This window comes from Polaromonas sp. P5_D5 (assembly GCF_054049435.1).
This window is the reverse complement of the sequence record NZ_JBFUMJ010000004.1, coordinates 369,641-392,199: the sequence shown is the minus strand read 5'-3', so window position 1 is coordinate 392,199 and position 22,559 is coordinate 369,641. Positions and strand designations below refer to the sequence as shown.

The 22,559-nt window shown below is 62.0% G+C and carries 23 protein-coding genes; 8 read left to right on the top strand and 15 right to left on the bottom strand.

Annotation, left to right across the window (positions count from 1 at the left end):
* Positions 1-2 precede the first annotated feature (2 nt).
* Positions 3-1,184, top strand: coding sequence for an ABC transporter substrate-binding protein (locus ACXJKE_RS18225; protein WP_457282001.1), 1,182 nt, complete (start codon positions 3-5; stop codon positions 1,182-1,184).
* A gap of 41 nt (positions 1,185-1,225) precedes the next feature.
* Positions 1,226-1,999, top strand: a complete 774-nt coding sequence (locus ACXJKE_RS18220; protein WP_457282000.1) for an IclR family transcriptional regulator — start codon at positions 1,226-1,228, stop codon at positions 1,997-1,999.
* Positions 2,000-2,035: 36 nt separating this feature from the next.
* Here ACXJKE_RS18220 and ACXJKE_RS18215 read toward each other — a convergent pair whose 3' ends face one another.
* The 5 genes from ACXJKE_RS18215 to ACXJKE_RS18195 all read right to left on the bottom strand — a co-directional run bounded on the left by ACXJKE_RS18215 (position 2,036) and on the right by ACXJKE_RS18195 (position 7,852).
* Positions 2,036-3,907 carry a CocE/NonD family hydrolase gene (locus tag ACXJKE_RS18215; protein ID WP_457281999.1) on the bottom strand — a complete coding sequence of 624 codons (1,872 nt, stop codon included), beginning with the start codon at positions 3,905-3,907 and terminating at the stop codon, positions 2,036-2,038.
* A gap of 92 nt (positions 3,908-3,999) precedes the next feature.
* On the bottom strand, positions 4,000-5,598 hold the full coding sequence (locus ACXJKE_RS18210) for an ABC transporter substrate-binding protein (RefSeq protein WP_457281998.1): 1,599 nt from the start codon (positions 5,596-5,598) through the stop codon (positions 4,000-4,002).
* Positions 5,599-5,857: 259 nt separating this feature from the next.
* Positions 5,858-6,856: an aldo/keto reductase gene (locus tag ACXJKE_RS18205; RefSeq protein ID WP_457281997.1), complete on the bottom strand. Its 999-nt coding sequence runs from the start codon at positions 6,854-6,856 to the stop codon at positions 5,858-5,860.
* Positions 6,857-6,916: 60 nt separating this feature from the next.
* A complete protein-coding gene (locus ACXJKE_RS18200; RefSeq protein WP_457281996.1) occupies positions 6,917-7,315 on the bottom strand; it encodes a MerR family transcriptional regulator in 399 nt (132 codons plus the stop codon).
* Positions 7,316-7,414: 99 nt separating this feature from the next.
* The gene (locus ACXJKE_RS18195; protein WP_457281995.1) at positions 7,415-7,852 is read right to left on the bottom strand and encodes a universal stress protein; all 438 of its coding nucleotides are present in this window, start codon (positions 7,850-7,852) and stop codon (positions 7,415-7,417) included.
* Between the two features lie 154 nt (positions 7,853-8,006).
* Here ACXJKE_RS18195 and ACXJKE_RS18190 point away from each other — a divergent pair, with 154 nt between their 5' ends.
* Positions 8,007-8,258: a hypothetical protein gene (locus tag ACXJKE_RS18190; protein ID WP_431099316.1), complete on the top strand. Its 252-nt coding sequence runs from the start codon at positions 8,007-8,009 to the stop codon at positions 8,256-8,258.
* Positions 8,259-8,279: 21 nt separating this feature from the next.
* Here ACXJKE_RS18190 and ACXJKE_RS18185 read toward each other — a convergent pair whose 3' ends face one another.
* Positions 8,280-8,699: a hypothetical protein gene (locus tag ACXJKE_RS18185; protein WP_457281994.1), complete on the bottom strand. Its 420-nt coding sequence runs from the start codon at positions 8,697-8,699 to the stop codon at positions 8,280-8,282.
* Between the two features lie 148 nt (positions 8,700-8,847).
* Between ACXJKE_RS18185 and ACXJKE_RS18180 the strand changes: the two genes are divergently transcribed.
* Complete coding sequence (locus tag ACXJKE_RS18180; RefSeq protein WP_457281993.1) at positions 8,848-9,417, top strand: DUF1439 domain-containing protein; 570 nt, start codon at positions 8,848-8,850, stop codon at positions 9,415-9,417.
* A 25-nt stretch (positions 9,418-9,442) separates the two neighbouring features.
* Here the strand turns inward: ACXJKE_RS18180 and ACXJKE_RS18175 are convergent, their stop codons facing one another.
* A complete protein-coding gene (locus tag ACXJKE_RS18175; RefSeq protein ID WP_457281992.1) occupies positions 9,443-10,327 on the bottom strand; it encodes an NmrA family NAD(P)-binding protein in 885 nt (294 codons plus the stop codon).
* Between the two features lie 211 nt (positions 10,328-10,538).
* Positions 10,539-11,036, bottom strand: a complete 498-nt coding sequence (locus tag ACXJKE_RS18170; RefSeq protein WP_457281991.1) for a hypothetical protein — start codon at positions 11,034-11,036, stop codon at positions 10,539-10,541.
* A gap of 217 nt (positions 11,037-11,253) precedes the next feature.
* On the opposite strand from ACXJKE_RS18170, the gene ACXJKE_RS18165 reads away from it, so the two are divergent.
* A complete protein-coding gene (locus ACXJKE_RS18165; protein WP_457281990.1) occupies positions 11,254-12,432 on the top strand; it encodes an NAD(P)/FAD-dependent oxidoreductase in 1,179 nt (392 codons plus the stop codon).
* A gap of 95 nt (positions 12,433-12,527) precedes the next feature.
* On the opposite strand, the gene ACXJKE_RS18160 is transcribed toward ACXJKE_RS18165, so the two are convergent.
* Positions 12,528-13,544: an aldo/keto reductase gene (locus ACXJKE_RS18160; RefSeq protein WP_457281989.1), complete on the bottom strand. Its 1,017-nt coding sequence runs from the start codon at positions 13,542-13,544 to the stop codon at positions 12,528-12,530.
* Positions 13,545-13,680: 136 nt separating this feature from the next.
* Between ACXJKE_RS18160 and ACXJKE_RS18155 the strand changes: the two genes are divergently transcribed.
* Positions 13,681-14,610 carry a LysR family transcriptional regulator gene (locus ACXJKE_RS18155; protein WP_457281988.1) on the top strand — a complete coding sequence of 310 codons (930 nt, stop codon included), beginning with the start codon at positions 13,681-13,683 and terminating at the stop codon, positions 14,608-14,610.
* On the opposite strand, the gene ACXJKE_RS18150 is transcribed toward ACXJKE_RS18155, so the two are convergent.
* Both ACXJKE_RS18150 and ACXJKE_RS18145 read right to left on the bottom strand, forming a co-directional pair.
* Positions 14,570-15,094, bottom strand: a complete 525-nt coding sequence (locus ACXJKE_RS18150) for a redoxin domain-containing protein (RefSeq protein ID WP_457281987.1) — start codon at positions 15,092-15,094, stop codon at positions 14,570-14,572. The two genes, ACXJKE_RS18155 and ACXJKE_RS18150, sit on opposite strands and share 41 nt — an antisense overlap.
* A gap of 81 nt (positions 15,095-15,175) precedes the next feature.
* A complete protein-coding gene (locus ACXJKE_RS18145) occupies positions 15,176-15,724 on the bottom strand; it encodes a carboxymuconolactone decarboxylase family protein (RefSeq protein ID WP_457281986.1) in 549 nt (182 codons plus the stop codon).
* A 177-nt stretch (positions 15,725-15,901) separates the two neighbouring features.
* On the opposite strand from ACXJKE_RS18145, the gene ACXJKE_RS18140 reads away from it, so the two are divergent.
* Entirely contained in the window at positions 15,902-16,765 is an 864-nt protein-coding gene (locus tag ACXJKE_RS18140; protein WP_457281985.1) for an AraC family transcriptional regulator, read from the top strand.
* A gap of 83 nt (positions 16,766-16,848) precedes the next feature.
* Here ACXJKE_RS18140 and ACXJKE_RS18135 read toward each other — a convergent pair whose 3' ends face one another.
* The 3 genes from ACXJKE_RS18135 to ACXJKE_RS18125 form a co-directional block, all read right to left on the bottom strand.
* Positions 16,849-17,190 carry a DoxX family membrane protein gene (locus ACXJKE_RS18135; protein ID WP_457281984.1) on the bottom strand — a complete coding sequence of 114 codons (342 nt, stop codon included), beginning with the start codon at positions 17,188-17,190 and terminating at the stop codon, positions 16,849-16,851.
* 76 nt (positions 17,191-17,266) lie between these two features.
* Positions 17,267-18,166, bottom strand: coding sequence for an SDR family oxidoreductase (locus ACXJKE_RS18130; protein ID WP_457281983.1), 900 nt, complete (start codon positions 18,164-18,166; stop codon positions 17,267-17,269).
* Between the two features lie 63 nt (positions 18,167-18,229).
* A complete protein-coding gene (locus ACXJKE_RS18125) occupies positions 18,230-18,985 on the bottom strand; it encodes a glucose 1-dehydrogenase (protein WP_457281982.1) in 756 nt (251 codons plus the stop codon).
* 170 nt (positions 18,986-19,155) lie between these two features.
* On the opposite strand from ACXJKE_RS18125, the gene ACXJKE_RS18120 reads away from it, so the two are divergent.
* Positions 19,156-20,052 (top strand): LysR substrate-binding domain-containing protein, encoded by an 897-nt coding sequence (locus tag ACXJKE_RS18120; protein WP_457281981.1) that lies wholly within the window; start codon positions 19,156-19,158, stop codon positions 20,050-20,052.
* 11 nt (positions 20,053-20,063) lie between these two features.
* Here the strand turns inward: ACXJKE_RS18120 and ACXJKE_RS18115 are convergent, their stop codons facing one another.
* The gene (locus tag ACXJKE_RS18115; RefSeq protein WP_457281980.1) at positions 20,064-22,460 is read right to left on the bottom strand and encodes a glucose/quinate/shikimate family membrane-bound PQQ-dependent dehydrogenase; all 2,397 of its coding nucleotides are present in this window, start codon (positions 22,458-22,460) and stop codon (positions 20,064-20,066) included.
* Between the last annotated feature and the right edge of the window lie 99 nt (positions 22,461-22,559).

The window sequence follows — 22,559 nt, the reverse complement described above, 5'->3', positions numbered from 1 at the left end:
TCATGGACAACAGGAACGCCCTGGACGGGCTCCATCATTTTGAAAGCATGCATATGTCACTTAAACATTGGATCAGCACAGGCATCCTGGGAACAGTTTGTGCCGTTGCCTCATCCGCTCCGCAGGACATCGTGATCGGCCAGATCGGCCAGCTTAAAGATCCGAATTCCGCGGCAAGCCAGGTCAAGGTGGGCGTGCAACTGTATTTCGACGTCGTCAACGAGCGGGGTGGCGTTAACGGGGCGAAACTGAAACTTGTCACCAAAGACCGGGGACCTGACGGGTCGGACTCAGTGGAAAAAACACGGGAAATCATCCAGGAAGAAAAGCCTGTTGCGCTGATCGGATTTTCTGGAACCGCCCCTGTTGAAGCGCTGGTTCAGGAAAAGGTGCTGGCTGTGGCCGGCATTCCTTTGGTCGGGCCACGAACGGGGGCCGTCTCGCTTCATCAACCGGTGAACCCCTGGATTTTTCACACGCGCGCCAACTATGCCCAGGAGGTGCAGAAAATCGTGTCCCATATGAACATCATCGGGCACAAGCGCATCGCCGTTCTCTACGAAAAGAGCCCGTTTGGCATTGAAGGTTACGACCGGGCTCTACACGCGATCAAGGGGAAAAACCTTCAGCTCTCGGGCAGTGCGAGCTACGAATACGGCACGACCAATGTCAGTGAAGCGGTCGCAACGATTCTCAAGGCCAAACCCGACGCGGTTATTTCAGTGGCGACGAGTGCAGCGACCGCCGAGTTCTACAAGAATTTTCGCCAGGGTGGAAGTTCGGCGTTTGTCGTCGCGCTTTCGGTCACCGATGGTGCCGCTGTCGTGAAAAGAATCGGCAAACAGGCCGCCTACGGGCTGGGCATAGCGCTGGTGGTGCCTGATCCGTCGAGCAAAACCTCCACACTCATCAGGGAAATGCAGGAGGACCACAAGAAATTTGGCGTCCCTGGGTCTGATTTAAATCTGGCGGTGACCGAAGGCTATATTGCGGCCAGGGTACTGGCCGAAGGCCTGAAACGCGCCGGACCGAATCCCACTTCCGCAAAGCTGAAACGATCCCTGGAGTCGTTGAGGGATCTAAATCTCGGCGGATTCTCCGTCAACTTTTCCCCGACAAATCACTCAGGCTCGACTTATGTCGACGTCGTCGTACTAGGCCCTGACGGTAGAATGCTTCGCTAACTCAAACATACCCGTTGAAGCAAGCCAGCGGCAAGAAGGCAATGGACTATAACGTAGCGTCGGTAGATGAAGCACTCGGCTTATTGATGCTTGTAGCCCAGAATCCCGGCCTGGGTGTGACCGAGCTTTCCAAAAGATCGGGAATTACCAAAGCCAGGGCGTTCCGCCTTTTGAGCACGCTGGAGCGGCGCGGTTTCGTGCAGCGATCGGGTGATGCTGCGACCTACCATCTCGGCTACAACGCATTGCTTGTGGGGTTGGCTGCCGACGAACAGGTCAGCCTGGTCAGGCAGGCCAGCAAATATCTTCAGCAGCTGGCCAGCAAATTCAACGAGATTGTCCAGATCCGTGTCCGTGACGGCTTTGAATCCGTCTCTGTGGCCCGATGGGACTCTACGCACGATGTGCGCATCCATGGCTCTGTCGGCATGAGGCGGCCTCTTCACGGTGGCGCGTCGGGCAAAGTCCTGCTGGCCTATGCCCCCGCAGAGTTTTTGAACGACTTTTTCGCCCAGGACTTTCAGAAGTTCACCCCCAACACCATCGTTCAACGCGCTAAATGGAACGAGGAGCTGATCAAGATCCGCAAGCAGGGTTACGCCACTTCCCTGGGCGAAATCACGAATGAGGTGCTTTCCGTGGCGGCACCGGTGCGCGACGGAACATCAAAAGTCATCGCCGCAATGGCCATCTCCATTCCTTCAAGCCGCATCACGGCCAAAGGACTGGAAAAGCTGGCCAAGCCGCTGTGCGCGGCGGCCTACGACCTTTCGGTTGAGCTCGGTTATCGCCGCTCCGACGCCTCTGCCGATTAGCTGCAGCGCACCTGGTGGGGCGCGCTGCAGCCACCATTATTGAGAACGCTTCGGGATCACGGGAAGCACCACATGCGATGGATGCTGGCTGTTCATGTACACCTTGTTGAGCGCCGTTTTGCTCGTCGTCGCCTGCGCCTCGGGATCCCCGGTGTTCGGGTTGACGTCAAAGTGCGGAAAGTTGCTGCTCGAAATGTCCACCCGGATGCGATGCCCTGCCTTGAAAAGGTTGCTTGTCGGAAACGCCTCGATGCGGATGGGGTACACCGTTCCTGGCGTCATCAGCTCCGGGCGCTCCCATGAGTCCCTGTATCTCACCCGCAGAATCCCGTCGGTGAGGTTCATGGCGAAACCCTTTGGGTAGTCTTCGCTTTGCGGATACACATCGACCAGCTTGATGGTGAAGTCCGTGTCCGGGCAGTCGGAGGATATCCACAGGTTCGCCACCACCGGCCCTGTAATCTCAACATCCTCCACCAGCGGTTCGGTTGAAAAGGCAAGCACATCTTCACGGTCGGTCAGCGGGTAAAACGGTTCTGCGCAACCAAAGAAGCGCTCATCGGTCGTCTGGTCAAATGCACCGGCCAGTATTCCGGGCGGACGTGAAACCACGCTGCCGCCCAAGGTAGGAACCGGATTTTTGGGGTCGAACCGATACGCCAGCGCACCGTGATGCCTCTCTGGAAGAGAGGGGGACAGCGAACGATCAACGTGAAGATGGTAGGGCGTCCACTGCGTATCCGGAATCGGCCAGTCCTGCTCGGAACGCCAGGTTCCGCCGTGGTCAAGACGCCCCTCGCTGTTTTTCCTGCCGGAGCCGCCGCCCATCACGAACAGCCTCACGGTGCCGTTGTCTTCGGCGGCCGGAAGACCTTTGAGCCAGCGGTCAAACCATTTGAGGCGTGCCTTCAGAAAGCTTTCGGCAACGTGATGGCCAAAAGTGGATTCTTCGCCGAAATCCACATCGCCTGAATAGGTCAGCCACCTATTTCCGTGCACCCACGGGCCAAAGACAAGTTGCACCGGCGCGCTGAGTTTCTTGAGGCTGATGTAATTTTCGGCAGCGGTGCGCGTATAGACGTCATACCAGGAAGACATATGGACTGTCGCCACATTCTTGAGGTGATGGTAGAACCCCTCCGCATAAATTCCGGGCTGCTTCCAGTACGCATCAAACGTACCACGCTCCCATTGATCGAAGAGAAACTCTTCATATTCCGGTGCTTCCGAAAGCGGTGAGTTTCCACGGCGCCATGGCATTCTTCTGAACCAGTCGTCGACGTCGATATTCTTCAGAGTGCTGGCGACGGCCGTATTTTCCGATCGCTGGGCAATGCTCGATGCGAAGAGAACAGCCCACGCGGCCTGCTTTAACTCATACGCGCCGCCCTGCCGGATGCCGCTCTGATAGCCATTTGAAAACCCGCCGGAGTCGACATACATGGCCAGCAAGCCGGGTGCACCGGTAGATGCCAGGGCCATTTGCGTATGTGCCGCATAGGAAAGGCCCTTGGTCCCGATCCTGCCGTCGGACCAGGGTTGCCGCACGATCCAGTCACAGGTGTCATGGCCGTCGTTGGCCTCGCTCAGGTATTTCGTGAATGTGCCTTCGGACCCGTATCTGCCGCGGCAATCCTGGTACACAACGATATACCCCTGGGCAACAAAATACGTTGCCACCTCTTCGCGCGACCTGGGGCGCGCGCTCCCCGGTTCGCGTTCGGTGCGGCTTTCAAGGTGCTTCCCATAGGGAGTGCGTTCCATGATGACCGGGAGTGGTTTCGGATCTTCTCCCGCCTCTTGTCTCGGGCGATATATATCGGTCGAGAGCCTTACGCCGTCCCTCATCGGCACCATCACATTGCGTTCAATCACCACAGCAAGATTGCTGAACGTCGAGTCTTTCATTGATTACCCTGGTTCGGCTCGGATTGGAGCGCCACCGGTGCTGACACCAGCACCGGTGACCCCCTCACCTCACCCCTATTCGTTGATCTGTTTTACTTCGAAGCTGCGTCCTTGATGCCGTTGGCTATCGTGAACCCGTCACTTCGCGGGGACATGCTCAGGCCTTTGCGCAACCCCCACGCCACCTTCGCGTTATGCACCGGCACGATGGCAACGTCCTCCGCAGCAACCCTTGCGGCCGTTCGCAGCAACTCTTCGCGTTCCTTTTCACTCAATGTTTTTGACGCAGAGCGGATCGCCGCGTCAAACTCCTTGTTGCTGTACCGGCCATAGTTGTTGGCTCCGGTCCCCAGGGCCTTGTCAAAGGTATGGACAACGGCGGTGTAAGGCTCCAGCGAATCACCGAGAACCGCACCAATGCCACACATGGCCAGGCTGAATTCAGGCTCGCCACCAGCTCCGCCGCTTGTCGCCCGGGTAATAAAGTTGGCGTAGGGGAGTGTCCTTGTGTCGGTTTTTATCCCCGCCTGGGTCAACATCTGGGCAATTGCTTCGCAGACCCGTGCGTCGTTGAGGTACCGGTCATTGGTGCAGTGCAGAACCACCTTGAATCCGGAGGGGTAGCCTGCCTCGGTCAGCAAGGCTTTGGCCCGCGCCGTGTCCCCGGGCTGAAGCTTCAGTGCGGGCTCGTACCCAAAAAAGCCGGCGGGAACGATCTGCGTCGCTGGTTCCGCATCGCCTTTCATGACGAACTTGTTAATGGCGTCCCTGTTAATGGCCACTGTGATGGCCTGGCGGACTCTTTTGTCCTGGAACGGGTTCTTGGCCAGCGGTTTCCCGTCATGACTGGTGACATAAGGCGAAACCGCCCGAAATTGATCCATGGCCAGGTAGTTGAGTAGATAGGAGGTCGTAGAGACCACCGACACCTTGCCGCTTTTCTTCAAGGTCTCGGTCAAGCTACCGGCAGCGCCATCAATGACATCGACACTTCCGCCCAGCATTGCCGCCGCTCTCGCCGGTTCTTTCGGTATTAATTGGTAAATCACTTTTGACCAGGCCGGTTTTGAGCCCCAGTACGCGTCGTTGCGTGTCATGGTCACTTGCTGGCTTGGAATGAGTCCTGCGTACTTGAAGGGACCGGTGCCCACCGCCGCCTTGCCGTTCTCGAAGTCTTCCTCCTTGATCTCCGCCCCGCTTCCTTTCGAAAGAATGGCTACGAGACCTACGTTTTCAGGCAGAGTGGGCGCGGCTTCCTTCGTCTTGATGATGACTGTCAGCGGATCCTGGACCCGAACGCTGTCGACCGCTCTCAAATACGTCTTGAATGTTTTCGGGCCGGCCAGCGCCCTGGCCCTGTCCAGCGAGAACTTCACATCGTTGGCCGTCATCGGTTCGCCGTTGTGAAATTTGACGCCGGGGCGCAACTTGAATTCCCATTGTTTTTCGTCTATCGCCTTCCAGGACAAGGCCAGCAGAGGAATGGGATGCAGCTTTTCATCCTGGCCAATCAGAGAGTCGTAGACGTTCATCCAGACGCCACGATTTGCGGCGCCCAGAACATGGGGATCGGCAGAAGTGACTTCGGCCTTGAACCCGATCCGCAAATCGGCAGCTGACGTCATACCCGAAAGCGTCACAGCCATAGCAGCCGCCAGCAACCGGCGGGGACAAGTTAGTGCGATTCCCATTCTGAAGCTCCATGAAGTTAGGCCAGGCCTTTTACGGCAAGGCAAATACAAATGTATCGTTGAATGATACATAGTATTGTTGTACGATACAACAACTCCGGAATTTTCGCTGTACCGGCCTTACAGAATCATCAGGCGGCGAGGGACTTTTGACCAGAGGGAACACAGAACCGGGTCGCTTCACGGAATAGAACTCTATGGCCCAGGTTCAACGCAGGCGGAGCCCGCTGGCTTGCCCCCATAAGGATGTCAGCCTGTGTCACGCATTGACCGTGCCCAGAAACGACGCGGGGTAACGCAATCCGGCGGCTGCGTCGGGCGGAAAGGCCTTGTCGAGCTGGACCAGCTCGGCCGGGCTCAGCGTGACGTCGAGTGCGGCGATGTTCTGGTCGAGGTAGCTGCGGCGCTTGGTGCCGGGGATGGGAATGATGTCGTCGCCCTGCGCCAGTACCCAGGCCAGCGCCACTTGCGAGGTGGTGATGCCCTTGGCCGCGGCCAGTTGCTTGACCGCATCGACCAGTGCCAGGTTGCGCTTGAAGTTTTCTTCGGCAAAACGCGGCGAGAACTTGCGACGGTAGTCGTCGGCGGGCAGGTCTTCAGGTTTGCTGAAGGCGCCGGTGAGAAAGCCGCGGCCCAACGGCGAATAGGGGACAAGGGCCACGCCGTGCTCACGGCAGGCGGCCAGGGCGCCGGTGACTTCGGGGTCGCGTGTCCACAGCGAATATTCGCTTTGCAGCGCGGCTATGGGATGCACCTTGCAGGCACGCGCCAGCGTGGCGGCCGAGGCTTCGGACAAACCCAGATAGCGCACCTTACCGGCTTTCACCAGCTCGGCCATGGCGCCGACGGTGTCTTCAATGGGCACGGTCTTGTCGACGCGGTGCTGGTAATAGAGGTCGATCTGGTCGATACCCAGACGCTGCAGGCTGGCGTCGCAGCTGGCCTTGACGTACTCGGGCCGGCCGTTGACGCCGCGGGCACTTTCGTTGTTCGGATCTCGGGTGATGCCGAACTTGGTGGCGATGAACACGTCCTTGCGGCGGCCGGCGATGGCCTTGCCGATCAGCAGTTCATTGGTGTGCGGGCCATAGATGTCGGCGGTGTCGAGGAAATTCAGGCCCTGGTCCAGCGCATGGTGAAGGGTGGCGATGGACTCGGCGTCGTCGCGGTTGCTGTAGAAGTCGCTCATCCCCATGCAGCCGAGGCCGATGGCGGAGACGGGAGGGCCGTTGCGGCCGAGGGTGCGGGTTTTGATCATGGTGTTTTCGTCCTTTGGGATGGAAGGTGAAGTGGATGGTGAAAACGGCTCCAGAAGGGCTCACGCGCGCTTGGGTTCGGTGCGCATGCCCTCATAGAGACGGATTTTTTTGCGGATGTAGGCCAGGGTTTCGCGCTGGGTGCGTATCTCGGCTTCCAGGCGCTCGGCATGGTCTTCGAGCAGGGTCTGGCGCTCGGCCAGGCTGGCGGCGGAGGAGTTGCCTTTGCGCAGCAGCTGGGCATAACGCTGCATGTCACGCATGGACATGCCGGTGGCGCGCAGGCGCACCAGGAAGTCGAGCCAGCGCATGTCGGCGTCGCTGTAGCGCCGCGCGCCGCTGCGCCGGCCTATGGGGGCGATGAGGCCGATCCGCTCGTAGTAGCGCAGGGTGTAGGCGCTGAGGCCTGAGGCTTCCGCGGCTTCGGCGATGCTTAAAGAGACGGTGGGAGCGGTAGTCATGTGGGGACTGTAAAACTTAGAGCGCGCTCTAAGTCAAGCCCTCTTTGGAAACCCTTTTGTTGACCGGCCGATTGGGGCGGCCCGGACCCGCGCCTTGCCTCAGCGGGGAATCACCACCAACACACTACAGGGCGCGTGTGCGATCAGCGATTTGGATACCGAGCCGCGCCACCAACGCGCGGCCCAGCCTTCGAGGTGCTTGTGACCGACCACAATCAGGTCGGCGTCTGTTTGTTTGGCGTACCTCGCGATTTCATCGACGGTTTCGCCGTACAACACCTCGCCGCCGGCCTCATGGCCTGACTCCAGCAACTGGCGCAAGCCGTCGTTGAGGATGCCCTGGTATCTTTCCCTGTCCTGGTCGGCGACGCTTTGTTCATAGATCACGCCTTCAGCGGCGACCACCTGCCGCTGCAGGGGGGTGACGGCAATCAGCGTCAATGCCGCCCCGCTCCACTGCGCGATCTCGCGGCAGTCCAGCAGCGCTTTTTGGCCCGATTGGGAACCGTCGTAAGCCAGCAAAATTCGCTTGTACATGATGTATCTCCCGAATGAAGTGACTGGGCAATTCAAGAATAGGCCTGCTGCCTGTGCCGGTCAAATGATCGCCCCAGCGCCAACAGGGTCGCCTCATTTTGCGCAGCCCCGCACCGGCGACAATCGGGGTCAACAACCGATTCCAAAGCAGCCCATGACCCAAGACCCCAACCGCGCCAGTGAACTCAAGAAAATGGAGTTGTGCGACTCCTGCGCCGGCATACAGCGCAACTGGCGCAAGGCGCCGGGCCACCCGGAACTGGTGCAGGGCGACCCCCGCCATGAAACCCGCCGCCATGGGCTGATCACCATCACCCGCTACAAGTGCGACCGCTGCGGCACGGCCTGGGAATATGAGAACGACAAGACCAACCAGAAGGCCGGCTGGTCGGTGGTGGGCCGCTAAGGCGACTCAACCACAGGCGGCTTACCGCTCTGCGTTGGCGCGCTTGATGAGCGCATCGCACTCGGCGCGGAGCTTCTGCAGCTTGGCCTTCTCAGCATGAAAAACCTTGTCATCGAGCGTGCGGACCGCCTTCATGCCGGAAAGGCCGGCCAGGTAAGACGCTTTTTCAAGCCCGTTTTTGCAAGGCCGGAATTGATCAAACGGATCAGGCCCTTCCTTGGCCGCAGGCCACTGCTTGCGCTGCCCGTCCAGCGCGGCCTGGGTCAGGCGCAGCCGCTGGGCGTATTTCATGGCCTCCGGCTCCATGGCCCCGATGGCGTATTCATTGAGGACACGCTGCGACCTGATCGCCAGGGCCAGCGCATCCTGCTCGCCCTTGGTGGGTTGCGCCGTCGCCAGCGTGGCGGCCGGAAACAGCAGGAAAGTCAAAAGCATTCGCATCAGGCCGACCATACAGGAATATCAAACCGCGCCCCGCTGTTGCCGGCAGCTTAACCTTCATCGGTTGAACGCTGACCCTGATGCGGGCTTTTGAATGACATGTGCGGCGGAATGCCAGGCGCATTATTCCTGGGTGAAAGGACAATGAATGAAACGAAGACTGCTTCTTGCCACCACCGCACGGCTGTGCCTGGGTGGCGCTGTGTATTTCACCCTGACGGGCGCACAGGCCCAGCCCAGCTACACCGTCAGCATGGCCCAGCTACAGGACGCAGTGGGCAAGCGCTTTCCGGTACGCAAACGCGCCAACGGCCTGCTGGACATGACCGTGCAGGCGCCGCAGCTGCGCCTGCTGACCGAACAAAACCGGCTGGGCGCCACCATGGCGGTGGAAGCCGCCGGCCCTGCGCTGCAGCGCGCCTACCCCGGCACCTTTGACCTGGACTTTGCGCTGCGCTACGAAGCCAGCGACATGACCATACGCGCGCACCAGCTGCGCGTGAACACCTTGCAGTTTGAGGGCCTGCCCCCGCAGGCATCGATGCTGGTGTCAGGCTACGGCCCGCAACTGGCGGAACAGGCACTGCAGGGCGCCGTGCTGCATTCACTCAACCCGCAGGACCTGGCATTGCCCAACAGCATGGGCGTGCAGCCGAGCAGCATCACCGTGACGGCGCGAGGGCTCGTGATTGAGTTTGTGAACAAGCCGCTGAGCTGAGCCAGCAGACCGCCGCGGTAACGCGCTAGCCGCGTTGCTCGCCCACCAGCGCCTGCACATAAGCGCGCAGCGAGGTGCGACCGCGGACAGGTGCATCGGGCACGGTGTAATGCCGGTCCAGCGTGATTCCTGTCATTGCCGCATACGACCTGGCCGCGGCACTTGAAAAGCCCATGGCCCTGAAGGCCTCATCCCATTTCTCGCGCGGCGCAACACGCACCGAGACGGGTTTTTGCAGCGCCTCTTCAAAGGCCGCGGCAACATCGCCTGCGCTGTACTGCTCTGGCCCTTCAACATGAAAGAGGCCGGTTTTGCCGGCGGGCTCGGTCATCAGGCGCGCGGCGAACTCACCCAGATCTTGCGGCGCCACCATGGGCAGCTTGAAGTCCGCCGGGTACATGGAGTCGATCACACCTTCATCCTGCGCGGTCTTCAGCGCTGCATCCCAGTTGCTCATGTAGTAGGCCGCGCGTATCACGCTGAACGGCACAGCCTGTGCCTCCAGGGATTTTTCCATGTCGTAAAGAATGCCGAGGTCGCCCGCACGCTGAACGGGCTGGGCGCCATAGGTGGACTCGGCCACGATCTTCTCGAAGCGTGTACCTTGCAGTGCCTCAATGATGGACATCACCGTGCTGCGCTCTTCGGCATCGGTGTCGGTGGAGGGAGCCGCCGGCGGATTAAGCAGAAAAAGCCGCGTGCCCTGCTGGAAGACCTTGCGCAGCGACGGTACATCGTGGGCGTCGGCAACAGCGACCTTCGCCCGTTGGGGTACGTCGTGTTTGGTCTTGCCCACCCGGCCGGATTTTTTGGGGTCGTGGGTGACGATGGTGACGGGCTCGCCCGCGCCGATAAGGCGTTTGACCAGCGCCGAGCCGACGTGTCCTGTTCCGCCAAGAATGATGTGCATGGGAATCTCCTGGTGTCAAAAGTTCCATGCTTGAGGCAGGCGAGGCTCCTCAGTGACAGCCACTGGAGCCCTGGAAAGTCGGAATGCGCTGACAAGGGACAAGGAAGGGCTGCGACGCGTGCGGTCACAAGGAGACAGGCAAAAAAAGACAGGCCTCAGCCTGTCTTTTTGGATCAGCGGGTATCAGCGGGCATATGACCCGCGTTGCCGCTTACTTGGTGCCGGCTGCCTTGACGTCGGTCTTGGCTTCTGCCTTGACTGCGCTGGTGTCGACCGCAGCGTTGGCCTTGTCGGCGGCGGCTTTGGCCTTCACGGTATCAACCTTGGCATTGGCATCGATGGCAACGCCGGCTGCTTTGGCATCTGCCTTGGTGGTGGCCTTTTCAGCTTTCGTGGTGGCCTTGGCTTTGTCGTCAGCATCTGCCTTCTCAACCTTGGCTTCGGCCTTGACCTTGGCTTTAGCGGCCTTGGCATCTGCCTTGGCGGTTTTCTCTGCAGCTTTGGCTTCTGCCTTTTCGACCTTCGCATCGGCCTTGGCGTCTACCTTGGCTTCTTTTTTAACAGCAGACGTCACAGACTTGTCGGCCTTGGCTTCAGCCTTGCTGGCAACCGGAGCGGTTTGCGTGGACGATTCGACAGGTGCCGGTGTTTGTGCAGAAGCAATGCCGACAAACAGGGTAGCAATAAGAGTAGCGAGCAATTTGTTCATGAGAGAGTCCTTTGAATGGATGGATGATGGAAATTATTGTTATCACGTAGCCCGTGTTCAACGGGATGGGGTGCGGCACTGTTGACCAGGCATACACACCGTTGCACAACACACCTGCGCCTTACATCGCTTGTCGCTGTATGACGACAATACCGCCCCGTTTCGCGCTGGCCTGTAGGATGTGGCGCTTCCACTGTGTAATGAATGAAGCACCAGCATGAACCCCGCAACATCCGCACAAAAGATCGTCATCGTCGGTGGCGGCGTGATCGGCAGCGCCATCGCCTATTTTTTGGCGATGCACCCGCGTTTTGACGGCAGCATCACTGTCGTCGAGCGTGACCCCACGTATGCGCAAGCCTCTTCAGCGCTGTCGGCCAGCTCGATTCGCCAGCAGTTTTCACAGCCGGTGAACATTGCGGTGTCGCAGTTCGGCATTGATTTTTTACGCAACATCAAACAGTACCTGGCCGTCGATGGTGATGTGCCTGATATTGGTTTGACCGAGCGCGGCTATTTGTACCTTGCCACTGAAGCCGGCGCGGCCACGCTGCAAGAGAATCATGCGACACAGCGCGCAGCCGGTGTGGATGTGATGCTGATGACACCTGCCGAGCTGCAGCAGCGCTTTGCGTGGCTGCAGGTGGACGACCTGGCGCTGGCGTCGCTCGGCCTTTCGGGCGAAGGCTGGTTTGACGGCTATGGTTTGCTGATGGCCTTCAAGCAAAAAGCGCGCAGCCTGGGTGTGCAGTATGTGAAGGCCGAGGCCACGGCCTTCGCGCACAGCAACGGCCGCGTGAGCGCCGTGATACTGCAAGGCGGCGCGCAGCTGCCGTGCGACTGGGCCGTGAATGCGGCAGGCGCATGGGCGCGGCCGCTGCTGGCCGGCACAGGCCTTGACCTGCCGGTGTATGGCCGCAAGCGCTGTGTGTATGCATTTGCCAGCCCCGCGAAGACGCCCGACTGCCCGCTGGTGATTGACCCGAGCGGTTTGTGGTTTCGGCCCGAAGGCGACATCTGGATTTGCGGTCTGCCGCCGGCGCAAGACCACAACGATGTGCCGCTCGATGTGGACTACGACCTTTTTGACGAAGCCTGGCTGACACTGGCCAACCGCGTGCCGGGCTTTGAGGCCGTGCGCATGCAGCGCGCCTGGGCCGGCTACTACGAATACAACACGCACGACCACAACGCGCTGCTGGGCCCGCATCCGGCCTTGCCGAATTTGCTGTTGGCCAATGGCTTCAGTGGGCACGGGCTGCAGCAGTCGCCGGCGGTGGGGCGGGGCCTGGCGGAGTGGATTGCCGAAGGCGGCTACACCAGCCTGGACTTGTCGCCGCTGGCGGCGCAGCGGCTGGTGGAAGGGCGTGCGTTGGTAGAAAAGAACGTGATTTAAGTTTCACGTCTCTCGTTTTCACGCCGGCGGTTGCTCCTGAATTGATAGCCGCTTGCGCTCTACCTGTATGGGTTGCAGGCTAATTTTGCATCAATTTACGCCTGCTTCTCGCTGTCCAGGTGGCCCATCTGGTAGGCGTCGTAGCGTGTGCCGGCCACCGCGTCGGCGGGCAGCGCGGCTTCAATGCGCTGCAGGTCTTCGGCGCTGAGCTGAAGTTTCAACGCGCCCAGCGCTTCATCAAGCTGGCCCGGCTTGCGGGAACCGACCAGCGCCACCATGTCGACACCCAGGGCCTTGCCGCGTGCGATGACCCAGGCAATCGCTATCTGTGATGCTGTGGCGCCCATGCCGGTGGCCAGCTGGTGCAATACATCAACGAGCTGCTGGTTCTTCACCGCGTTGTCGCCGGTAAAGCGCGGCAGGTGGGCGCGGAAGTCACCAGGCCCCGTGGGTTTGGAGCCCGACAGCAAACCGCGTGACAGCACGCCGTAGGGCGTGACACCGATGCCCAGCTGCTTGAGCGCGGGAAAGATTTCCGCCTCGGGGCCGCGGCTGACCAGCGAATATTCAATCTGCAAATCGCTGATGGGGTGCACGGCGTGCGCCTTGCGGATGGTCTGCACGCCGACTTCGCTGAGGCCGATGTGGCGCACGTAACCGGCTTTCACCATGTCGGCCATCGCGCCTATGGTCTCTTCGATCGGCACGTTCGGGTCGAGCCGCGCGATGCGGTAGATGTCGATGTGGTCGGTGCCCAGGCGCTGCAACGTGTAGGCCAGGAAGTTCTTCACCGCTTCGGGCCGGCCGTCCATGCCGATCCAGCCGGCAGACGGGTCGCGCAGCGCGCCGAACTTGACGGAAATCAGCGCTTCATCGCGCCGGCCTTTCAGCGCCCGGCCGATCAGCATCTCGTTATGGCCCATGCCGTAAAAGTCGCCGGTGTCGATGAGGTTGACGCCTGCGTCGAGCGCGGCATGGATGGTGGCGATGCTTTGCGCCTCGTCGTGGGCGCCGTACATGCCCGACATGCCCATGGCGCCCAGGCCAATGGCCGAGACGGATTGCGGGCCGCGAAAGCCCAGGCGGGTGGAGGACAGGATGTTGGTGGTCATGGGGAGCCTTTTCATAAAAAGTGAATCAATGCATGGATGGGCAGGTGAATGAACTGTATTGGTTTGAATAAAAAGAATAAACTGCCTTTAATTGAAATAACTGTTATCCATTTAAAGAACAATAAGGCCAGTAATCATGAGTGTTGATCGCTACAGGGCGATGGAAGTCTTTACCCGCGTGGTGGACCTTGGCAGCTTTACTGCGGCAGCCACAGCGCTGCACATGCCCAAAGCCAGAGTGACGACGGTGGTGCAGGAACTCGAAGCGCACCTGGGAGTGCGCCTGCTGAACCGCACCACGCGCACCTTGAGCCTGACAGACGACGGCGCGCTGTACCACCAGCGCGCGCAGGCCATGGTGCAGGACATGGGCGAGCTGGAAGGCACGCTGCGCCGCGCAGTGGCCACGCCGGCCGGGCGGCTGCGGGTGGATGTGCCGGCGGCGGTGGGCCGCCACGTGATCTCACCGGCGTTGCCGGAGTTTTTCAAACGCTACCCCGACATGGTGCTGGAACTGGGTAGTACCGACAGGCCGGTGGACCTGGTGGCTGAAGGCGTGGACTGCGTGATTCGCGGCGGTCTGGTGCACGACGAGACGCTGGTGGCGCGGCCGCTGGGCCGGCTGAAGGTGGTGACCTGCGCCGCGCCTTCTTACCTGGCGCAGTACGGCACACCGCAGACGCTGGAAGACCTGGAACAGCACCGCTTCGTGAACTTTCATTCTGCCAAGACCGGCCGGGTGTTTCCGTTCGAGTTTTCCAGGGACGGCGACGTGCGGCAGATTCACCGTCCGCACTGGGTCAGTTGCAACGACGCCGACAGCCACATGGGTGCGGTGCTGGCCGGGCTGGGTTTGTCACAGCCGCCGCTGACACGCCGCACCTGCGCGCTGCTGGCCAGCGGCGAACTGGTGCGCGTGCTGCCCGACTGGCAGCCCGAAGCGCTGCCGATGATGGTGCTGTACCCGCGCAACCGTCACCTGACGGCCAAGGTGCGCGCCTTTGCCGACTGGGTGGCCGAGGTGTTCAAGGCGGAGTTCGCCGCGGGGGCGAAACTGTATTCGTGACTTCGCTAGCCGTCTCGGCAAGCAGTTGCCCTATGGCCGAACCGACGGCCAGATCGTTCAGGTGCCCGAAGTGGTTCAGCCGCAAATGGCCCTGCCTGTCGATCAGCACCAGGCTGGGTGTGCCGCGCAACTGATAAGCCGCCATGGTTTGCGGGATAGGGCCGTCAGTTGCAGGCAAGTCCGCGCCGATGGGAAAACGCAGACGCTGCTCATGCACAAATACCTGCAGCGCCTCATGGTTCATCACGCGGTGATGCTCGAACACGGTGTGGACGCCGATGACGGCAACCGACGCTTCGGGAAATGCCTGGCGTATCGCTACGGCCTGCGGCAGGCCGTGGCTCACGCAGGCCGGGCACAACATCTGGAAGGCGTGCATGACGATGACCTTGCCGCGCAGGGATTCGAGGGTAATGGGCGACGGTGTGTTGAGCCAGTGCGCGATGTGCCATGCGGGTGCGGGAGAATAATTTTTGGTTTGCATGAAGGCTTTCAAAAATACTTTCAGCGCGGCCTGCATGCCGCAGGCCGCGCACGTCGGGTCAAAGACCCGGGTGGTGAAGCGTCAGGCAGCGGCTCGGCTCAGCTTGACGGGCGCGAAATCAACCGGCACCGCAAACGCCACATTGACGTAGTTGGTGAAAAGGTTGAGCGCCACATGCGCGAGGATTTCCACGATCTGCTCATCGCTGAAGGCGGCCTGGCGAACGGCCTGCACATCGGCCCCGGACACGTTGCCGCGTTCATTCACCAGCTTGAGTGCAAACGCGAGCACCGCAGCGGTGGCCGGGTCGGCGGATTCACCGCGCTGCGCGGCGGCCATGCCTTCAGCGCTGACACCGGCCTTGCGGCCCAGCGCCGTGTGCGCCGCCAGGCAGTATTCGCAGGCGTTGCGGTCGGCTACTGCCACGGCGATCTGCTCGCCCAGTTGGGCGTTGATGACACCGCCCCCCAGCGCGCCGAACGAGCCCCACATGCTTTTGAGCGCGGCGGGTGAATTGGCGACGGCCTTGAACATATTGGGCGTGGCACCGAAGGCTTGGGTGACCTGATCGAGCAGGGCTTTGCGATCGGCGGAGGTGGCGTTACGGTCGATCAATGGAATGCGTGACATGTGAAGTCCTTGGAGGTTGAAGAGTCGCGGTTAAAGGATGACGTTTCGCGCGGCGGGGCGTGTGGGTGCGCTCGCTGCACAGGAAGAAGTTTCACGCGACAATCAGGACTTATTGGATGAATTCGTCTATCAAATCATCCTTATCATCCAAAGCAAGCCTCAAACCAGTCCCACACCATGACCACGCCCCCCGAAGGAATTGACCGGCTTTCCGCCCTGATGGAACGCTTTCGCGTGCGGGCCCACATGTTTCACAACGGGCCGCTGTGCGGCGTGACGCGCTTCACGCCAGAGGCCGGGCTGGGCTTTTTGCACGTGATGCGTCGCGGGACCATGGTGGTGACGCACCGCGCGGCAACGGGTGCGCCCAGGCGGGTGAAGGTGAGCGAGCCCAGCCTGGTGTTTTACCCGCGTCCGCTCGCGCACGACTTTCACAATGCGCCGGTGGAGGGCGCTGATTTCACCTGCGCAACGCTGGCATTCGACGGCGGCGCCAGCCACCCGCTGGCGCGTGCGCTGCCGGCCCTGGTGGTATTGCCGCTGGCGCGCGTACCGGGGCTGGAGCACACGCTGGCCCTGCTGTTTGCCGAGACCGCGCAGGTGCGCTGCGGCCAGCGGCTGCTGGCCGACCGATTATTTGAGGTGTTGCTGCTGCAACTGCTGCGCTGGCTGCTGGACCATCCGGAAGAAGGCAGCCCTCCCGAGGGCCTGCTGGCCGGGCTGGCCGAACCGCGCCTGGCGCGCGCGCTGGTGGCGGTGCATGAAAACCCGGGCCATGCATGGAGCCTTGAAGGCCTGGCGCAATCGGCCGGCATGTCGCGCAGTGCATTTGCGCCGCTGTTCAAGCAAAAAGTGGGGCAAACGCCCGCGGACTACCTGGCGACGTGGCGGCTGGCCATTGCCCAGGCCGAGCTGCGCAACGGCCAATCACTCAAGGCCATTGCCGCGCAGCTGGGATATGCCAATGCGTCTGCGCTGTCGCGGCTTTTTGTGCAGAAGACCGGTGTCTCGCCGCGTGAATGGGCCAAGACGGCGGTGTAGCGCGAGGGTGGGTTCGGCATGCAGACGCTACCAAAAAGATAGCTATAAGCCAGTGCACTGATTGAGCTACAGGCCAATTTCACTTAAAACTCACGCGACACTGAAGCCAGCAGCACAAAGCCGCCCGCCAGCGCAATGTTCTTGAAGAAATGCAGCAGCTGGTTGCGCAGCGCTTGCGGTGTGGCGGCCCAGAAGCCGTGCGCGATGAACGCATCGACCACGAGAAAAGCCGCGGCGGCCAGCGCGAACCAGCGCACCTGCCAGCCGAATGCCAGCGCCAGGCCGGCGGCGACTTCGACTGCGCCTATGGCGGCGGCTGTGTAGTTGCGCAGCCGTACGGATTCGATGAAGTGCGAAGCGCCCGGGCCGATAAAGGCCAGGGCCATGAGGATGCGGGCGAGAGCGAGGACGACAGCGGGTTGCATGGTGAAGCTCCTGAAAATCAATGGTGAAGAGGCACCACACGGCCCGGGCTCAAGCCGGACCGTGTGATGAAGGCCATCAAGCCGTGCGGCGCACCGTGGGCTTGAGCATGTCGGCGATGCCGATGCGGTGGGCGAACGCTTCGCGCACGCGTTCGGCCACCACGGTGACTTCGCCCGCGCCGTCGTCGATGAAGTCGGTCACCGAGCGGAAGGGGCGGGTGCCGGCGGGCAGGCCCACGATGCGGGTGATGTCGTCAGCCACGGCCTGCGGATTGGCGTGATCGGGGCTCAAGGCCGACAGGCGCTCGCCGACTTTGTCCATCACGCCGTCGTAGCGGGCGTAGGCGGCTGTCGTCGCATCGTCAGCAGGCTTGCCAGCACTGGGGAAGTGCGCCGTGCCTTTGGTGAAGGCGCCGGGCACGACGATGGAAGTCTCGATGCCGAAGCGGGCGAGCTCGTACGACATGGTCACAGCCATCGAATCCATGGCGGCCTTCGCGGCGGCGTAGGGGCCGAGGAAGGGCGGGAAGCCGCCGCGCACCGTGCTGCTGCTGACCCACAGCACGAGGCCCGCTTCAGCCTTGCGCATCACCGGCAACACCGCGCGGTTCACGCGCTGGCTGCCCAGGAAGTTGGTGTCCAGTACCTTGATGATTTCTTCCGGCGTGTAGGCCTCGGCAGGGCCGACCACCAGGTGGCCGGCGTTGTGCACGATGACGTCGAGGCGGCCCTGCTCGGCCACGATGTGCGCCACGGCGGCGTCGACCGAGGGCTGCGACAGCACATCGAGTTCAACAGCGCGCAAATCAAAACCATTGGCAAAACTCCAGTCGCGCAGCTCGCGCACCTTGGATGCGTTGCGGCCCTGGATGTCGCGCATGCTGGCGTAGACGGTGTGGCCGGCCTGGGCCAGTGAGCGGACGGTGAGGTGGCCGATGCCGGTGGATGCACCGGTGACCAGGATGACGGATTTCATGATGTGTGTCTTTCTGGAAAGGGTTTGAAAAGAGTGCTTGATGGCTTGGAGAAGTACGTGCGCTTAGACGACGCCACCATTCGCACGCAACGTCTGGCCGTTGACCCAGGCCGCGTTGTCGCTCACGAGGAAAGCAACCGCACTGGCGATGTCCTCCGGCGTGCCCAGGCGTTCGAGCGGCGCCATCTTGGACATGCGCTCAATCGTCTCGGGCGTTTTGCCGTTGAGGAAAAGCGCAGTGGCCGTAGGGCCGGGAGCAATCGCGTTGATGCGGATGTTTTTGCCGCGCAGCTCTTTGGCCATGATGTTGGTGAAGGTTTCCACCGCGCTCTTGGTGGCGCCGTAGACCGCGTAGCCGGGCAGGGCCAGACCGATCACACTGGTCGAGAAGTTGACGATGCGCCCGCCGGGCTGCAGGCGCGCGGCGGCTTCGCGCAGGGTGTTGAATGTGCCCTTGACGTTGACGGCGAAGAGGCGGTCAAAGGTGTCGTCGTCGGTGTCGGCCAGCGCCGGCAGGCTGGGCGGCATGATGCCGGCGTTGTTGATGAGCACATCGACGCGGCCAAAGGCCTGGATGCTGTCATCGAACAGCTGCGTGACGGCGGCGGAACTGGCGACGTCGGCCTGCACGGCAACGGCCTGGCCGCCGCTGGCCATGATGGACTGCACAACGGCCTGGGCTTCTTCAGCCTGGCCGGCATAGTTGATGACGACGGCGTAGCCCTCTTGTGCCAAGCGCCGAGCGACGGCCGCGCCTATGCCGCGCGAGGCGCCGGTGACGATGGCCACCTGGGTGGCGTTGTTGCTGAAAGCGGTCATTTGAAACTCCTGATGGTTAAAAGTGGGTTGGTTCTGACCGCCCGGGGTGCTGCGTGTGTTGTGCGCCTTTGGTGAGCCAGTGAAGGTATTGTTCTATTCAATCCACACACGATAAATACCGTAAACTTGCCATCATTGTTCAATAAATACTAACAATAGAAGCACGCGTTATGGACCGTTTTCATTCGATGCAGCTGTTCACCCGCATCGTCGAGCTGGGCAGTTTTACGAAGGCGGCCGACGACCTGCTGCTGCCGCGCGCCACGGTGACGCATGCGGTGCAGCAGCTTGAAAAACGCCTGGGCGCGCGGCTGTTGCAGCGCACGACGCGGCATGTCAGCCCCACGCAGGACGGCGCGGCGTATTACGAGCGCTGCCTGCGCCTATTGACCGACCTGGAGGAAGCCGAGTCGGCCTTTGTCAACACGGGCAGCAAGCCGCGCGGCAAGCTGCGGGTGGATTTGCACGGCACGCTGGCCAAGCATTTTTTGCTGCCGGTGATTGGTGATTTTTTTGAGCGCTACCCGGACATCGAGCTGGAGATCGGCATGGGCGACCGGCTGGTGGATCTGGTGCGCGAGGGCGTGGACTGCGTGCTGCGCGTGGGCGAGCTGGCCGAGTCGAGCATGGTGGGGCGGCGCGTGGCGCTACTTGAGCAGGTGACCTGCGCGAGCCGCGAGTACCTGGCAAAACACGGCACGCCCGAGACGCTGGAGGCGCTGCGCGGCCACCGCGCGGTGAATTTTTTATCCAGCCGCACCGGCAAGGCGCTGCCCTTTGACTTCATCGTGGACGGCGCGCCGCGTCAGGTGCAGCTCAAGGGCCCGGTCGCGGTGACGGACGCCGACGCCTACAAAGCCTGCTGCGCCGCGCACTTGGGTTTTATCCAGGTGCCGCGCTACCACCTGGCCGCGCAACTTGAAGCGGGCACACTGGTGGAAGTGCTGGCCGCTTTCCGGCCCGCGCCCATGCCGGTGTCGGTGCTGTACCCGCACCACCGGCAACTGTCGCCGCGCGTGCGCGTGTTCGTGGATTGGGTTGCCGAAGTCATGAGCCGGGCCGGATAGGAGCGGCTCAACTAGCGCGGCAACGCATAAGCCCGCACATAGTCCCCCGCACGCGTCCCCAGTGACCCATGACCGCCGGCCACTACCAGCAGGTATTGCCGGCCGTCGGCGCCGGTATAGCTCATGGGGGTGGCCTGCCCGCCGGCGGGCAGGCGGCTCTTCCAGATTTCCTTGCCGGTATTCACGTCATAGGCACGCACGTAGTAGTCGAGCGTGCCGGACAGGAAGGCGACGCCGCCCGCCGTGGTCAGGGGCCCACCCAGGTTGGGCACGCCCATGCGGAAGGGCAGGGGCACGGGCGACAGGTCGCGCACAGTGCCGTTTTTATGCTGCCAGGCAATCGCACCCGTCGTCAGGTCGGCGCCGGCCACGTAGCCCCAGGGCGGCGCCTGGCACGGAATGCCCAGCGGCGACACAAACGCGCTGAGCTTGACAGCAAAGGGCGCACCGAAGTTTTCATTGAGCGAGGGCAGGCTGCCCTCGGGCCGCTCCTTGCCCTGCACAAGGAGGCTGGTGTCGTCCGTGCGCGGCACGAGTTTGGAGACAAAGGCCAGGTAGGTCGGCGTGGCGAAGACCATCTGCCGCTCCGGGTCCACCGCCACGCCGCCCCAGTTGAACACGCCGAAGTTGCCAGGATAGATCAGTGAGCCTTGCGTGGAAGGCGGCGTGAAGCGGCCCTCATAACGCAGCCGGTGAAAAGCAATGCGGCAATAGAGCTGGTCGAACAGGGTGGCGCCCCACATGTCGCGCTCCGTCAACGGCGGCGGGTTGAACGACAGCGCCGAGTTCGGCTGGGTGGGCGCGGTGCGGTCGCCCTGCGCGGCTCCCTGCGGTGCCGCTGTTTCCACAACAGGCAAAAGCGGCGTGCCGGTGCGGCGGTCAAGCACAAAGATCTCGCCCTGCTTGGTGGGCTGGACCAGTGCGGGCACCCGGTTGCCGCCCACGGTAAGGTCTACCAGGCTGGGCTGGGCCGGCACGTCGTAATCCCACAAGTCGTGGTGCACGGTCTGGAAGTTCCAGCGCACCTTGCCGGTGGCCAGGTCCAGCGCGACGACGGACGACGAATACGTTTCCACCGCGGGGCTGCGCTGGCCGCCCCACTGGTCGGGCGGCTGGTTGCCCAGCGGCACATAGACCATGCCCAACGCTTCGTCGACGCTGGAAACGGACCAGCTGTTGGGCGAATTGGCGGTGTAGGTTTGCCCCGCCGCGAGCGGAGCGGTGGCGTCCGGCTTGCCGGAGTCCCAGTTCCAGACCAGCGCGCCGGTGTTGATGTCATAGGCGCGGATCACGCCGGACTGCTCTTTGGTGGAAACGTTGTCGAGCACCGTGCCGCCCACGATGATGAGCTTTGATGTCACCACCACTGGCGAGGTGGAGTAGTAAGCGCCGGGCTTGACGTTGGGCATGCCGGCCCAGAGATCGATCTGCCCCTTGCCGCCGCCGAAAGAGGGGCAGACCTTTCCGGTGTCGGGGTTCAGGGCAATCACGCGGCCGTCTGCCGTGGGCATGAACAGTTTGGCCGGGCAGTCGGTGGAGTTAGCGGCGGCTGTCGCAGTCGCAGCGGCAGGCGGCTGGTAAGACAGGCCGCGGCAGGTCAGGTGCTGCAGTGCGAGCTTGCCCTGGATTTCGGGATTAAAACGCCAGGCTTCCGCGCCGGTGGTGGCATCGAGCGCAATGACGGACTGATGCGGCGTGCACAGGAAAAGCCGGTTGCCCACTTTCAGCGGGGTCACCTCGAAGGTGGTTTCTGCCGGGTCACCAGGCTGGCCGCGCATGTCACCGGTGCGGTACTGCCACGCCAGCCCCAGGTTTTCCACGTTCTCAGGGGTGATCTGGCTGAGCGGCGAATACCGCTGCCCCTGGCCGGTACGCCCGTAGGCATGCCATTCGCCGGCAGGTACGGCATCAGCCGTGCGCGCGGCCGATGCGCCGGTGGGCGGCAACGGCAGCATGCCCGTCACGCGGTTGGCATCATGCAGCCAGGTTGCCACCGACGCAATAAAGAAGAGCGCCAGCGCGGCACCCAGCGCCCACTGGCCGGCGCGCACGCCGGATTGGCCCGGCACTTCGGCCTGCATGGCACGGGCAAGCATGGGGGTCAGCAGAAAGAGGCCAATGAGAAATGGCACACCCCCCCGCGCAGCCAGCGGCCACCAGTCAAGCCCGCCTTCCGACAACGCCCATGCGAGCGTGCCCACCAGCAGGAGCGCGTAGGTCCACAACGCTATCGGTCCGTACTGGATCAACAGTACGCCCGTCAATACAAAAGCCAGGCCGGCCACCAGGTAATACCAGGAGCCTCCCAGCACCACCAGCCAGATGCCCGGCAAGGCCAGCACCCCTCCGATCAGCACGAGCACCAGGCCGGTGAAAAAGGCGGAGCGAAGGCGCGGGATAGCTGACACTTTTTATTCTTCCTGATGCGTCCGTACAGGCCCCCAATCTATTCCCGCATCGGGCCGCCGTGCGTCAGCCGTGGGCTAACGCGGCTGTAGGCGACGCCA